The sequence below is a fragment of the Frankia sp. Hr75.2 genome, assembly GCF_949319125.1.
Taxonomy (GTDB): domain Bacteria; phylum Actinomycetota; class Actinomycetes; order Frankiales; family Frankiaceae; genus Parafrankia; species Parafrankia soli.
The window spans coordinates 1-12,722 of the sequence record NZ_CASGGV010000041.1 but is presented as its reverse complement, the minus strand read 5'-3'; the positions used below and the strand labels follow the sequence as shown (position 1 = coordinate 12,722).

General features: G+C 69.4%; 12 protein-coding genes and 1 pseudogene. 5 read left to right on the top strand and 8 right to left on the bottom strand.

Annotation, left to right across the window (positions count from 1 at the left end; genetic code table 11):
- Window positions 1-130: 130 nt before the first annotated feature.
- The 5 genes from AC559T_RS04690 to AC559T_RS04670 all read right to left on the bottom strand — a co-directional run bounded on the left by AC559T_RS04690 (window position 131) and on the right by AC559T_RS04670 (window position 4,941).
- Window positions 131-859 carry a class I SAM-dependent methyltransferase gene (locus tag AC559T_RS04690; protein ID WP_498867877.1) on the bottom strand — a complete coding sequence of 243 codons (729 nt, stop codon included), beginning with the start codon at window positions 857-859 and terminating at the stop codon, window positions 131-133.
- 66 nt (window positions 860-925) lie between these two features.
- The gene (locus AC559T_RS04685) at window positions 926-1,462 is read right to left on the bottom strand and encodes a CoA transferase (RefSeq protein ID WP_498867878.1); all 537 of its coding nucleotides are present in this window, start codon (window positions 1,460-1,462) and stop codon (window positions 926-928) included.
- Window positions 1,399-2,136, bottom strand: a complete 738-nt coding sequence (locus AC559T_RS04680) for a CoA transferase (protein WP_498867876.1) — start codon at window positions 2,134-2,136, stop codon at window positions 1,399-1,401. Before AC559T_RS04680 ends, AC559T_RS04685 begins: the two co-directional genes overlap by 64 nt.
- Complete coding sequence (locus AC559T_RS04675; protein WP_498867875.1) at window positions 2,037-3,395, bottom strand: CaiB/BaiF CoA transferase family protein; 1,359 nt, start codon at window positions 3,393-3,395, stop codon at window positions 2,037-2,039. The genes AC559T_RS04680 and AC559T_RS04675 overlap by 100 nt, the downstream gene beginning before the upstream one ends.
- A 1-nt stretch (window position 3,396) precedes the next feature.
- Window positions 3,397-4,941 (bottom strand): AMP-binding protein, encoded by a 1,545-nt coding sequence (locus AC559T_RS04670; protein WP_498867874.1) that lies wholly within the window; start codon window positions 4,939-4,941, stop codon window positions 3,397-3,399.
- Window positions 4,942-5,217: 276 nt separating this feature from the next.
- Here AC559T_RS04670 and AC559T_RS04665 point away from each other — a divergent pair, with 276 nt between their 5' ends.
- Entirely contained in the window at window positions 5,218-5,610 is a 393-nt protein-coding gene (locus tag AC559T_RS04665; protein WP_498867873.1) for a Zn-ribbon domain-containing OB-fold protein, read from the top strand.
- Window positions 5,611-5,642: 32 nt separating this feature from the next.
- Window positions 5,643-6,845 carry a thiolase family protein gene (locus AC559T_RS04660; RefSeq protein WP_498867872.1) on the top strand — a complete coding sequence of 401 codons (1,203 nt, stop codon included), beginning with the start codon at window positions 5,643-5,645 and terminating at the stop codon, window positions 6,843-6,845.
- Window positions 6,846-7,110: 265 nt separating this feature from the next.
- Here AC559T_RS04660 and AC559T_RS04655 read toward each other — a convergent pair.
- The 3 genes and pseudogenes from AC559T_RS04655 to AC559T_RS04645 form a co-directional block, all read right to left on the bottom strand.
- Window positions 7,111-8,132, bottom strand: a pseudogene (locus AC559T_RS04655) (aldo/keto reductase).
- Between the two features lie 229 nt (window positions 8,133-8,361).
- Window positions 8,362-9,162, bottom strand: a complete 801-nt coding sequence (locus tag AC559T_RS04650) for a hypothetical protein (RefSeq protein ID WP_498867871.1) — start codon at window positions 9,160-9,162, stop codon at window positions 8,362-8,364.
- A gap of 506 nt (window positions 9,163-9,668) precedes the next feature.
- Window positions 9,669-9,962, bottom strand: a complete 294-nt coding sequence (locus AC559T_RS04645) for a hypothetical protein (protein ID WP_498867870.1) — start codon at window positions 9,960-9,962, stop codon at window positions 9,669-9,671.
- A 562-nt stretch (window positions 9,963-10,524) separates the two neighbouring features.
- Here AC559T_RS04645 and AC559T_RS04640 point away from each other — a divergent pair.
- From AC559T_RS04640 to AC559T_RS04630, 3 genes are all read left to right on the top strand, one after another.
- Entirely contained in the window at window positions 10,525-10,974 is a 450-nt protein-coding gene (locus AC559T_RS04640; protein WP_235013966.1) for a cytochrome P450, read from the top strand.
- Window positions 10,975-10,984: 10 nt separating this feature from the next.
- Window positions 10,985-11,191, top strand: coding sequence for a hypothetical protein (locus AC559T_RS04635; RefSeq protein ID WP_498867869.1), 207 nt, complete (start codon window positions 10,985-10,987; stop codon window positions 11,189-11,191).
- Window positions 11,192-11,449: 258 nt separating this feature from the next.
- The gene (locus AC559T_RS04630) at window positions 11,450-12,694 is read left to right on the top strand and encodes a cytochrome P450 (protein WP_498867868.1); all 1,245 of its coding nucleotides are present in this window, start codon (window positions 11,450-11,452) and stop codon (window positions 12,692-12,694) included.
- Window positions 12,695-12,722 lie beyond the last annotated feature (28 nt).

Sequence of the window (12,722 nt, the reverse complement as noted above, 5' to 3'; positions counted from 1 at the left end):
TTGAGCGGTATTTGGTTCGAGTGCCGACCACTGGGCAGACCGGCCAACCAACCCGCAGCGACGAGGTCCATCCAACACACACTACGTTCGATTCCCCAGACGGTAGGCGAATTATCGAGAAGTTGCCATCTCAGGTCGCGCGCTGTGCGATAAACACGAACTCTCGACCTGGGCGATCAGGGGCTTCTCGCACGTCCAGCACTCGATAGTCATGAGCGACCAGGCTCGTCTCCGCTTCGGCTCTGCCGCGGAACCGAAGGATCGATTCCGAGGTGACGACCGATCCGTCCGTCAGGAACCTGTATACATAGCAGAAAGAGACGAACGGAAGGCTCACGTCGGTAACCTTGAAGCGCCGCTCCACCGTTCCGACCTCCGGAATGTCGACGATGACCTGACCAGCGTCAGCAGCCCATTCATCCCAAATCCGACGTTCAGGGCGCCTTGTTTCGAACACGAGGTAACCATCTGGGCGAAGTGCGGTCCGGATGCCCTGGAGAGTCCGGATCCACTCGTCATCAGTGAGAAAAACTTGCGCCACATTCCCCGCCATCACCGCAAGATCGATATCGGTCGTCGGCACAGTCGTGGCATCGCCATGCACCCAGGTGATCTTTCCGGCTCGATCCTTCGACTTCGCGACCTCAAGCGATGCTTCGGCCGGGTCGACACCCACGACCGTACGACCACTATCGGCCAGCAAGATCGCCAGGCATCCCGTCCCGCAACCGACGTCAAGGACATGGTCTGCGCCTAGCTCGTCGACGATGTCGAGGTAGGCCGTCAAATCGTTGCGGCCTCCATCGAGAGCGTCATAGATGGGTGCAAGGCGGGGATGAGCGAAGATCGCATCGGGCACCGGGCACCGTATCCGTGGTCGAGGACTCCGGCGACCGAATTATCGGCCGCCGCTGTCTCACCCCGGTCAGGTGAGTCTGCGCAGCTCGGGCAGCCGGTCCGGCAGGCAGAGGACGTTCGCCTCGGCCAGCTCCTTCATCTCCGGCTCGGTCAGCCCGAGGCCGGCGAGGATCTCGACGGCCTGGGAGCCGATCGGCCCGGGGTTCGTGCCCACCACCGGTGGGGTCTCCGACAGCCAGCGGCCGATGCCCGGCCGGGGCACGTCGGTCCCGCCCGGGCCGCGCTCGAAGTAGACCACGCCACGGCGGTGCAGGTAGTCGACCGCCTGGTCGATGGAGACGACCACGTGCGCGGCGACGCCGGCCGACGCCAGCCGCTCGATCCAGGAGGCGGCCTGCCGCTGCGCGAAGCGCGTCTCCAGGTCGCGGGCCAGCGGGCCGCCCGGGTCCGGCCAGCTCTCGGCGCTGTCCTGGCCGTCGGAACCGCCCTGGCCGTCGGGACCCTTCCGATCGTCGAGACCGGTCACGCGCAGGAGGGCCGTCAGCTCCCCCGGGCGCGCGGCCAGGAAGAACCAGCTGTCCCGTGCCTGGTAGAAGCGGTACAGCGCGCTGCTGCCGTACTCGTTACGCAGCGCGTCCGGCCCGTCCGCACTCCCCGGCGCCTGCGCACTCTCCCGCGCCTCCGCAACGAGGTACGGGGCCTGGTGGAACGTCGACCCCTGGGCGAGCGACGCTGGCCGCCCCCACCCTTCAGCCGGGCGAAGCGGGCGACGGCCACGGCGTAGGCACCGAGAATGCCGGTGCCGGCGTCGTTGATCGGTGTCGGCTGGTAGAGCGTCCAGCCGAAGCGGTGCCCGTACCGCCAGCTCATGCCCGTGGCCGCGTTGCACTGGTTCTCGTAGCCCCGGCGGTGCGCCCACGGCCCGCTCAGGCCGTAGGCGGTGATGGAGCAGTGCACCAGCTCGGGGTTCAGCGCGCTGACGCGCTCGTAGTCGATGCCGTACCGGGCCTGCGACATCGGCGTGAAGTTGGTGACCAGCGCGTCCGAGCGCCGGATCAGCTCGGCGGTGAGCCGAGCTCCCGGCGCGCTGCTGGCGTCCAGGAGCACGGCGCGCTTGCCGCGGTGGAGCTGGCCCACGATGCCGTCGGTCACCGCGGGCACCGGGTTGCCCACCTTGATCACATCAGCGCCGAAGTCGGCCAGCAGCCGGGCCGCGGTGGGGCCGGCGACCGCCTGGCTGACGTCGAGCGCGGTGAAGCCGCTGAGCGGAAGATCCACTGCGGCCCCCGCCGGCGCGGCCTGGTGGCCGACGCGGGCGGGTGGCCGACGCGGGCGGGCGCGCCGCGCAGCTCGGCGAGCAGCGCGTCGCGGTCCTGGTCGGGCAGGTGGCGGGGCCGCGGCGGGGCGGGCGCCCGGGACAGGTCGAAGCTGCGGCCGGGCATCACGGTCGGGCCGGCCAGCGGGTCGTCGAGCGTCAGGACGGTCCCGGAGCGCACCGCCTGCTCGGTGGCGACCCACTGGGCGGGCGTCCGGACCATCGACACCGGCATCCGCGCGTGGGCCGCCACCTCGTCCCACCAGGACGCCGGCCGGCTGCGGACCAGGTCCGCGAACATCGCCATGGCCTGGTCGCGATGCTCCAGCGAGAAGTCGCGGGCCGCGACGTCGATGAGGCCCAGGCGCTCCCACTCCTCGGCCACTCCCGCTGCCGTGAGGAGGGGGATGACGAACTTGGAATACGGCGAGAGGTCGATGATCCCGCCGTCCGCGCATTCGTAGGTGAGGTCTCGCAGCAGGTGGCTGTCGCCCATCAACGGGTTCTCGTACACCCGCATCCCCAGCATGGTGCTGTATGCCTCCGCGAACGCCTCGGCGAGCGGGATCTCGACCCGCTGTCCCCGGCCCGAGCGCTCCCGCGCGATCAGTGCCATGACGACCGACACCGCCCCCATCAGGGCGCCGAAGTTGGACGCCGTAGTGATCGGGGTGAACAGCGGCGCCGTCGGGTCCCGTACCTCCACCCGCCGGCGGCCCGAGGGATCCCAGTGCTCCCGCAGCGGACGGTAACCGGCGACGGCGGTCTGGACGATGCCCTCCCACGCGGCGAGCGAGGCCTTGGGATCGTCGCCGGCGAACCCCGGGAGCGAGCAGTAGACGAGCCGTTCGTTGGTGGCCCGGACCGACGCGGCCCCGAGACCGAGCCGGTCCATGACGCCCGGCCGGAAGTTCTCGATCAGCACGTCCGCGCGCGCCACGAGCTCGAGGGCCGTGGCCCGGTCGGCGTCGCGTCCGAGGTCCAGGGTGATCCGCTGTTTGCTGCGGTTGACGTAGGCGTCGACCGGATCGGAGGCCCGGTCCGAGCCGGGCTGGTCCACGTGCACGACGCTGGCGCCGGCCTCGGCGAGCAACAGCGCGGTCAGCGGGCCCGCGAGCTGGTGGCCGAAGTCGACGACGCGGACGCCGGACAGGCCGGGCGGGCCGCTCTGGGTGTTCTGGGTGTTCTGGATGCTTTGGGTGTTCTGGGCTGGGCCTGGCATGTCAGTTGACCTGCCGTTCGTGGTCTTTCCAGTAGGGCGCCCGGAGCTTGAACTTCTGCAGCTTTCCGGTGGCGGTGCGTTCGAGCGAGGGGCGGAGCTCGACGGAGGTCGGGCATTTGTAGTGCGCGATACGGTCGCGGCAGAAGGTGATGAGCTGCTCCGACGTCACGGTGGTACCGGGACGGAGCACGACGAGGGCTTTGACGGTCTCACCCCATTTGGCGTCGGGAACACCGATGACGGCCGCCTCGACGACATCGGGATGCTGGTAGAGGGTGTCCTCGACCTCGATGGAGGAGACGTTCTCACCGCCGGTGATGATGACGTCCTTCTTGCGGTCGGTGAGAGTCAGGGCCGCGTCGGTGACGATGCCGCCGTCGCCGGTGTGGAACCAGCCGTCGCGCAGGGCTTCGGCACTCTGGTCGGGCTGGTCCCAGTAGCCGTCGAAGACGTGGTTGGAGCGGATGAGGACCTCGCCGGTGGAGTCGGTGGTCAGCCGGACGCCGAGGGCGGGGGGGCCGGCGGCGGCCAGCCGCCGGGCACGTTCCTCGGTGGGCAGGGCCGCCCAGCCGGGCCGGGCCCGGTTGATCGTGAGCAGCGGCGAGGCCTCCGTCGACCCGTAGATCTGGATGAACTCCCAGCCGAGATCCTCCTCGACCTGGGCGATCATCGCGCTGGGCGGCGGGGCGCCGGCGACCACGACCCGGACCGTGTCCCGGCCTGGGACGGGTCGGTTCTCGGCGACGCGGCGGGCGGCGGCGTCGAGGACGGAGGCGATGACCGCCGGGGCGGCGCACAGCAGGGTGACGCCCTCGGCGGCGACGCGCGTCAGGATCTCCTCACCGTCGATCTTCCGGATGATCACATGGCTGCCGCCCATCCCGGTGACCGCGTAGGGCATGCCCCAGCCGTTGACGTGGAACATCGGCAGGGTGTGCAGCAGCACGTCCCGGTCGCTGACACCGGTGTGCCAGCCGAACGAGGCGGCGTTGAGCCAGCAGTTGCGGTGCGTCAGCCGCACGCCCTTCGGCCGGGCGGTGGTCCCCGACGTGTAGTTGAGGGTGGCCACCGCGTCCTCGTCCGGCTCCCACCCGGCCGGCGCTCCCGGCGGCGCCGGAGCGAACAGCTCGCTGTCGGTGGCGCCGTCCAGGACCAGCCTGTCCGGCACCTTCGCCTCGGCGAGCAGCTCGGCGTAGTCGGGGTCCACCAGCAGCAGCCGCGCCCCGGAGTGCTCGAGGATGTAGGAGATCTCCTCGGCGCCCAGCCGGTAGTTCACCGGGACCAGCACCCGCCCGCTGCCGGACACTCCGTAGAAGCAGGCCAGGAAGCGGGCCGAGTTCGGGGACACGATCGCCACCCGCTCTCCGACCCCCACGCCCAGCCGGTCCAGCCCGACCGCCACCCCCCGCGCCCGGCCCGCCAGCTCCCCGTAGGACACCCGGCCCCACGCTCCCGGCCCGCCCGGCTCGTCGACCACCCCCAGGCTGTCCGGGTACACCGTCTCCGCCCGGTCCAGAAAGTCCGACACCGTCAGGGAAACCTTCATCCCCATCCTCCCTCCAGCGAACCGGGTTGACAGTACATGTACTTCAACCTAGTGTAAATAAGGACGCTGGCGAACCAGGCAGGCAACCTGGCCGAAGAATCCGTCCGGTAACACCCGGGCAGGCCTCGCACACCCTGGGGAGAAGGACGAACACAAGCTTCTGGTGACAGGTGTACACACCAACATCAGTGCGCTGATAGTCGTTCCCGGGACGCCGGAGTGTCGGTGATGCGTGCGCGGTTGCCGCGACGCGCGCTCGGACGTGGGGAGCATGTGGTGGCGGATCGCATTTCGCTGGTGGACTATCTCGTGCTGGACGGCGAGCCACATCTCGTCGCGCACGAGTGCGAACAGTGTTCCGCGCGGTATTTCGACCGCCGCAACGCGTGCGCGGCGTGCGACAACACCACGTTCCGTACCGTCGAGATCCCGCGCGAGGGGACGCTGTACACGTTCTCGATCGTGGCGGTGGCCCCGCCGGGTGTCCCCGTGCCGTTCGTCGCCGCGATCGTCGACTGTGGCGGGACCCTCGTGCGAGGCAATCTGGTGAACATCGATCCGGATCCGGAGCACGTGCGGCTCGGGATGCGGGTGCGGCTGACGACCGTTCCGCTCGGCGCGGACAGCGCGGGCGTCGAGGCGGTCGGTTATGGGTTCGAGCCCGCCTGAGCAGGCTCGTCGCGACGAGGGGAAGGTCCGCGATGGCGGAGGACGTCTGGATCCTCGGGATCTCGATGACGAAGTTCGGCAAGCACCCGGGCAGGGACCATGTCGACCTCGCGTCCGAGGCGGCGCTGGCCGCGCTCGCCGACGCCGGGGTCGGCATCAGGGACATCGGCGTGCTCGCCGCCGGCAGCCTGACCGCCGGGAGCTCCAGCTTCGGCCAGCAGATACAGAAGCAGATCGGCCAGACCGGCATTCCGGTCTACAACGTCGCCAACGCCTGCGCCACCGGCGCCACCGCGCTGCGCGTCGCGCTCCTGGAGATCAAGGCCGGCGAGGCGGACCTCGGCCTGGCCGTCGGGGTCGAGATGCTCTCGGGCGCCGGACTGCTCGGCGCTCCCCCGCGCCAGGACAAGGGCGGAACCTGGACACCCACCGGGCGGTTCGGGGCGATCACGCCGCTTGAGGGCAGGGTCGGCACGGACTCGATGCCGAGCGTGTTCGCGCAGATCGGCCTGGAGTACGGCCACCGCTACGGAGACGCCAGCTTCGAGCTGTTCGCCCGGATCGCGGAGAAGAACCACGCGCACTCGACGCTCAACCCGCTGGCCGCCTACCAGAAGAGGTTCACCGTCGAGCAGATCATGAACGACGTCATGATCGCCTACCCGAACACCCGTCCAATGTGCTCGGCGAACTGCGACGGCGCCGCCGCGGTGGTCGTCGTCAGCGACCGCAGGCTGCGGACGCTCTCCCCGGAGCAGCGCCGGCGCGCGGTGAAGATCAGTGCCTCGGTGCTCACCAGCGACCCCTGGCAGGACGCCTGCCAGGTCCTCCCGGACGTCAACACCCTCACCCGGCAGGCCGCGACACGGGCCTACGAGCAGGCCGGCATCGGTCCGGACGAGCTGGACCTCGTCGAGCTGCACGACTGCTTCGCCACCGCCGAACTGGTGCACTACGACAACCTGATGCTGTGCGAGCAGGGCGGCGCGGTCGACTTCTTCAACTCCGGGGCGACCTGGCGGGACGGCCGGACACCGGTCAACGTCAGCGGAGGGCTGGAGTCCAAGGGGCATCCGATCGCCGCGACCGGCATCGCCAACATCTGGGAGATCTGCCAGCACCTGCGCGCGGAGGCCGGGGACCGGCAGATCGAGGGCGCGCGCGTCGGGCTCGCCCACGTCATCGGACTCGGCAGTGCCTGCGGCGTGCACGTCCTGGAGAAGGCGGCCGGCTGAGCGGCCCGATCCCCGGGTGGCCGTCGCCGCGGACCGTCGCCTGGGCTTTTGGGCCTGCATGAGCCTGTGGGGCTCCAGAATCCCGATTCGGCCTGTGAGCCGGCCTCCTGCGGATGATGCGATCTTCCGCAGGAGGTGTCCGGCGTCGTTGCGATATTCGCTGATCAGCCCGCCGAGGATGCGTGTGCGACGGACGGTGGACTCCGAGGTCGGGGCGACCACGAGTGGCGACCGGACCTCTGGACGCCGCGAACGAACGTGAGGGTCAGCGCCGGCGGAGCGCGGGCTGGGCCAGGGACGGCGGGACATAACCGGCGTCCTCCGGGTTGACGTTGACGCCAGGCGGGACGATCTCGTCGATCCGGTCCAGCGTCGCCTCGTCCAGGGTGACGGCGCCGCCGGTGAGCTGGCTTTCCAGGTGCTCCATCGTGCGCGGGCCGATGATCGCCGACGTCACCGCCGGGTGGCTCAGCACGAACGCCAGCGCCAGCTCGATCAGCGTGACACCCACCTCGGCGGCGAGGTCGGCGAACGCGATCGCAGCCTCGACCTTGCGCTGGTTCGCGGGCACGGACAGATCGAACCGGTTCGGCACCCGGGACATCCGGGTGCTCGTGACCTCGCCGCCGTCGCGGGTGTGGCGCCCGGACAGGAAGCCGCCGGCCAGCGGGCTCCACGGCAGCACCCCGAGTCCGTACTTCTGTGCCACGGGCAGCAGATCGGCCTCGATCCCACGGACGAGCAGCGAGTACGGCGGCTGCTCGGTGACGAACCGCTCGCGGTTGCGGCGCTCGGCCACCCACTGTGCCTCGACCACCTCGTGCGCCGGGAACGTCGAGCTGCCGAAGTAGCGGATCTTGCCGGCCCGGACGAGGTCGGTGAGCGCGCCGAGCGTCTCGTCGATGTCGGTCGACGGGTCGGGACGATACACCTGATAGAGGTCGATCCAGTCGGTGCCGAGCCGCCGCAGGCTGTTCTCCACCTCGGTGACGATCCAGCGCCGTGACAGGCCGCGCCGGTTGGGCCCCGGTCCATCGGCATGTACAGCTTGGTCGCGAGCACGACGTCGTCGCGGCGGCCGGCCAGCGCCTTACCGACGATCTCCTCGGACTCGCCGGCGGAGTAGGCGTCCGCGGTGTCGACGAAGTTGACGCCGGCGTCCAACGCCCTGTGAATGATCTTTATTGAGTCGTCGTGGTCCTGGTTGCCCCAGGTCCCGAACATCATCGCACCCAGGCAGAGCGGGGAGACCCGCACGCCGGTGCGGCCGAGTACGCGGTAGTCCATGTTCGGTAAGCATGTGCGGGGTGAGCAACCTGGCGCAATCCCTACATCAGGCTGTTGCGTCCTGGAGAGGGCGCGTGGGCAGATAGCGATGTTCGGCCGGAAGCGCGCCAGCGCGCGTAGAGGCGCGAAGCGGGAAAAGCGGCCCCGTACCTGCATCTGGGGCGCCGACGACGAGGTAGTCGTCCTTGGCCGGCTCCCTGTCCCGGCCGGTTGTGCGGCGGCCGGGTGGCTACTGGTTGGTCAACTTGTCGGCGATCTGGTCGATGAGGCCCTGTTCGATGATCGGCGGCGGGACGTCCTGGATGTTGATGACGTCGAGCTCGACGGCCACCTGGCCGACGTAGAAATAGATCGTGTCGAAGACGTAACCGTAGGTGCCGTATTCGTCCGTGATGCCCATCGAGGTGCGGACCAGCGCGGTGGCCCCCCGCGGCGGGGACGGTGTCTCGACCGCGACGATCTCGTAGGTGAAGCCGTTCTCGTCCTCGCCCGCCAGCTGGTTCTCCAACGCCGTGCGGTAGCAGTCACCAAAACCAGGGCTGGTCACGATCTGGGCGTTCCGGCGGATCTGGCTCTCAGAAAGAACCTTCGCCCGGCTGATTGCCTGGAAATCAGATTCCTCGGTGTTGGTGAAAGTGTCGCCCGTCGTCTCGTCCGATGGCGGCGACGGATTGTAGTCGGGGACTCCGACGCATGCGGCGACCTGGGCGCGAATCGCGCTGCTGTCGCTGTTCTCGTCGCCAGCGCCGCCCGAGCTCTCGAAGCCCGCGGTCTCCTCGCCCGCCGTGAGCACATAGTCCCCCGCGCGCAGGATCCTCGCCGGCGCGACGGTGGCCTGCGTGGGCGGGGCCGCCGGCCCGGTCGTCCCCGACCCGGTCGCCCCCGACCCTGCCGCCGCGGGCGGCGGCGCTGCGGGGTCGACCGGGATGACGCCCTCCTGACATCCCGTGACCACGACCGCCAACGCCGATGCGACAATCCCACCACACACCGACCGGCGTACGTTCCAGCCCCTCCGCATGCCGCCCATTACCTACCTCCGCAAGGTTCACCCAAGCCGTTACACGAACGGCACTATCCGCCGCTATCAACAGGTAACACAATGCCGGAGGAATACAGCCGAGCACCAATGCTGAAGATGTCATTCGTGAGACAGATGATCGGTCCGGGATATTATCCGGCAGGAATTGACCGGGTGGCTCCCGGCGGGTGTTCGTGATGCCGCCCTTGACGGCGGGACATCAGCGCCTCAGGTCTGTTGCACAGCTGCGGCAGGGCCCGGCGCCCGGGCGGAGCCAGGTCGTCCAGCCGCTCGCCGAAGGCCTGACCAACCACCAGATCGCGGCGAGGCTCGTGTCTGGGCGGCGCTCAGCATCCGGCTACCGATGTACCGCGTCGAGGACGGGTCCGGGCCCCGCGTGCCTGGGCCGTGGGCCGAGGCACGCAGCCCGCGGCCCGTGGCCCGTGGCCCGTGGCCCGTGGAGCCGGGATGATCCGGGTGGGCCTGATGTCCGAGGGGGGACCGGACCCGTACGCCTATCCCCCACAGACCGACGAGCTGGCCGTCTGAATGGCGAGCTCGAGCCCGCCGTCAGGAGCCACCTGACCGGCCAGCACCACCAACGCCACCCAGACCACCAGCATCAGCGGTAGGACGAGGCGGTAAGCCGCCGCGCGGGCTCTGGCGAGTTGATGTGCGACAAGGGCGTCAAGGTCCGCCGGGTTCGTCACCGCCAGATCCTCCGCCACCACCACCCATACCCGACCCGGCGGCATGAGAAGAACACCTACACCGCGCACCCGGCCCCGCCGGCTCCCCAGCGTCCGCACACAGACACCGTCACACCCAGCCGCACGCCCGCTGCAACGACACGGTCGCGCACCTGCTCGCCGCACGGCTTTGATCTCTTCCAAAGCAGGGCCGGAACAACGACAAACCCCTGGAGAAGCTGGTGGACCACGAACCCCACCACCGCCCCGGCCTCCGCCGGGAGAGCCAGCGCCCCGGCAAGGAACCAGCCCACCACGGCCGCAGGCAGCGGCGCGAACTGGATTAGAAACCCGGCCAGCTGGGCCGAGACCGGCGGACCAGGAGGCACCCGCGGCTGCTCCCACGGGCGGACAGGCCGTGACCGTGCTGCCCACGGTACGGGTACGGGCAGGTCAAGCTCGCCATCGGGTACGGCCATTCAGAAGTCTCCTCTCCACAGCCCGTATGGACGCCGGGGCCATCAGATCAGACACCTCATCGACGACATCAACCAGCCCCCCGCAAGATCACCCCCCGCCGGTCGGGTGGAAGGGGGATCACGGTCTCGCCACCAGCCAGATCCAGCTCTCGATATCCCACGCCGATTCATAGTGTTGTCTAGTCGTTGCTGTCGGTCCCGGCATGGTGCAATCAGGCTGTGCGCTGTTCGCCGGCCGGGGCGACGTGCACGCCGGTCCACCGCTCGTCGGTACGCCAGGAACGCGGCTCGCGATTCGGCACTGTTGCCGCCTCGCCCACGAGCAGACCGAGCTCGCCGGGCACACGTTCAGCGCGGGCGACGGCGTCGCTCTGCTCTTCGGCTCGGCCAACCGGGACCCGGAGGCGTTCCCCGACGCCGAGCGGTTCGATATCACCCGGTACGTGGGCCAGCAACCCGCGAAGCGTCATCTCACCTTCAGTCTGGGCATCCACTACTGCCTCGGCGCGCCGCTTGCCCGCCTGGAGATGGAGGCCGTGCTGCAGGAACTCATCCGGAGGGAAACAACGATGACGCTGCTCACGGACGACCTCGCCTACCGCAAGAACCTCGTCCTGCGTGGCATCGAACGCTTTCCGGTCCGGTTCCAGTAAATCCCTGGCTGTGGGCGTGACGGAATTCCAACGACCGGTCCGCTCGGTCGTGCTCGCCGCGTTGAGCGCGGACAGCGTGCCGGACGTGCCGGACGTGCCGGTGGCGCCGGTCGGGACCGGTGGCTGCCGTCACGGTCAGCGCGCCGAGGCCTACCAGCCCCGCGCTCCCGTGGCAGGCCCGCCGGCCGAAACGCCGGCCGCGCCGTCACCGATCTGAGATCGGCCTCACCCCGTGGGCTCCGGTCGCTGTCCGCGCATAAAAGAAGTGCGGCGGAGTACGACGGCGGCCTGGTACGGAGCCTGTTCGACGAGAACCGATTGAATGATTGAAAGTTGTCGCCCCAAGAGGCGGCGGCTGACTTTTTGCGTGCGCACACGTGTCGGACACGATTTCGTATGTCGTGCTGTGAGAACGTCCGGTCGCCGCGGGGTGCGCCGGCGCCTGCGGCGACGTCGCGCGGGGAGGAGACGGTCAGTGACTACGGTGGACGGCATCGACACATCCGAGGGAGGCACCGCTGCGATCATCGCCGCGGTGACGGCGACGCGGCTTGCGGACCCCTACCTTCGGTATCGGAAGATCCGTGAAGTCGGCGCCTTCATCCCCGGTGAGATCGCCGACCGCACGGTCACTCTGGTGACCCGCCTCGCCGAGGCCTCCGCCGTACTCACGCATCCCGCGGTTGGGCACGGGTACACCGACGGCATCAACTATCGCACGGGAATGGACGACGGCCTCGGTTCACTGCTACGGGCGGACCCGCCCGATCACACCCGGCTGCGGCGCCTTGTGGGTAAGGCGTTCACCCCGGCGGTCATCGAGGCCCTGGCTCCGCAGGTGACATCCCTCGCGAACGTGCTGCTCGACGAGGCGATCGAGCGGGGCGAGATCGATGCGGTCGCGGCGTTCGCGCGTCCGCTGCCGTTGCGGTTGATAAGCCGGCTGCTGGGCGTGCCGGCCGCGGACGAGGAGGAGTTCGGGGGGTGGGCGGACGCGCTGACCCTCGGACTGGACCCTTACTATCTGCTGACCGATGAGAAGAAGGCGGCCTGTAACCGGGCGGCCGTGGAATTCGACGCCTACTTTCTCGACCTGATCGCCCGTCGCCGCGAGGAACCGCGCGATGACCTTCTCAGCCGGCTCGTCGCCATCCATGACCGCGGTGACATACTCGCCGAACGGGAACTGCTCGAACTGTGCACCCTGTTGCTGGTGGCCGGCTACGAGACGACAGCGAATCTCATCAGCGGCGGGATTCTCGCGCTCACGCGGAACCCCGGGCAGCTCGCGGCGCTGCGTGCGGATCCAGCCCTCGTCGGACCCGCGGTCGAGGAGATGCTTCGGTTCGACCCGCCGGTGCAGTTCATCGCCCGCACCGTCCTCGCGGACGCCGAGATCGGCGGACGTCCGTTCACGCGCGGTGACGGTGCGATCATGATGATCGGGGCTGCCAACCGGGATCCGGAGGCGTTCGACGAGCCCGACCGGTTCCTCGTGGCTCGCTACACCAGGTCCGACCGGACGCGGCGCCATCTCGGGCTCGGTGTCGGAATCCACTACTGTCTCGGCGCGCCCCTCGCCCGCCTCGAAGCGGAGATCGCCTTTCGGGCGCTGATCAGCCGCACCAGCTCGTTCGCGCTGGCCGAGGACACTGTCGCCTACCGGGAGCAGGTCGTCGTCCGTGGTCTGAAGAGGCTCCCGTTGCACCTCTCGGCCTGAGCCGCCGACGTGATCGGGGGCGTGGCCC

Bases quoted from the DNA above. Each gene is read 5' to 3' on its own strand.
- AC559T_RS04675 (WP_498867875.1), bottom strand. From the start codon at position 3,395: ATGCCAGGCCCAGCCCAGAACACCCAAAGCATCCAGAACACCCAGAAC.
- AC559T_RS04670 (WP_498867874.1), bottom strand. From the start codon at position 4,941: ATGAAGGTTTCCCTGACGGTGTCGGACTTTCTGGACCGGGCGGAGACG.
- AC559T_RS04660 (WP_498867872.1), top strand. From the start codon at position 5,643: ATGGCGGAGGACGTCTGGATCCTCGGGATCTCGATGACGAAGTTCGGC.
- AC559T_RS04650 (WP_498867871.1), bottom strand. From the start codon at position 9,162: ATGGGCGGCATGCGGAGGGGCTGGAACGTACGCCGGTCGGTGTGTGGT.
- AC559T_RS04640 (WP_235013966.1), top strand. From the start codon at position 10,525: ATGGTGCAATCAGGCTGTGCGCTGTTCGCCGGCCGGGGCGACGTGCAC.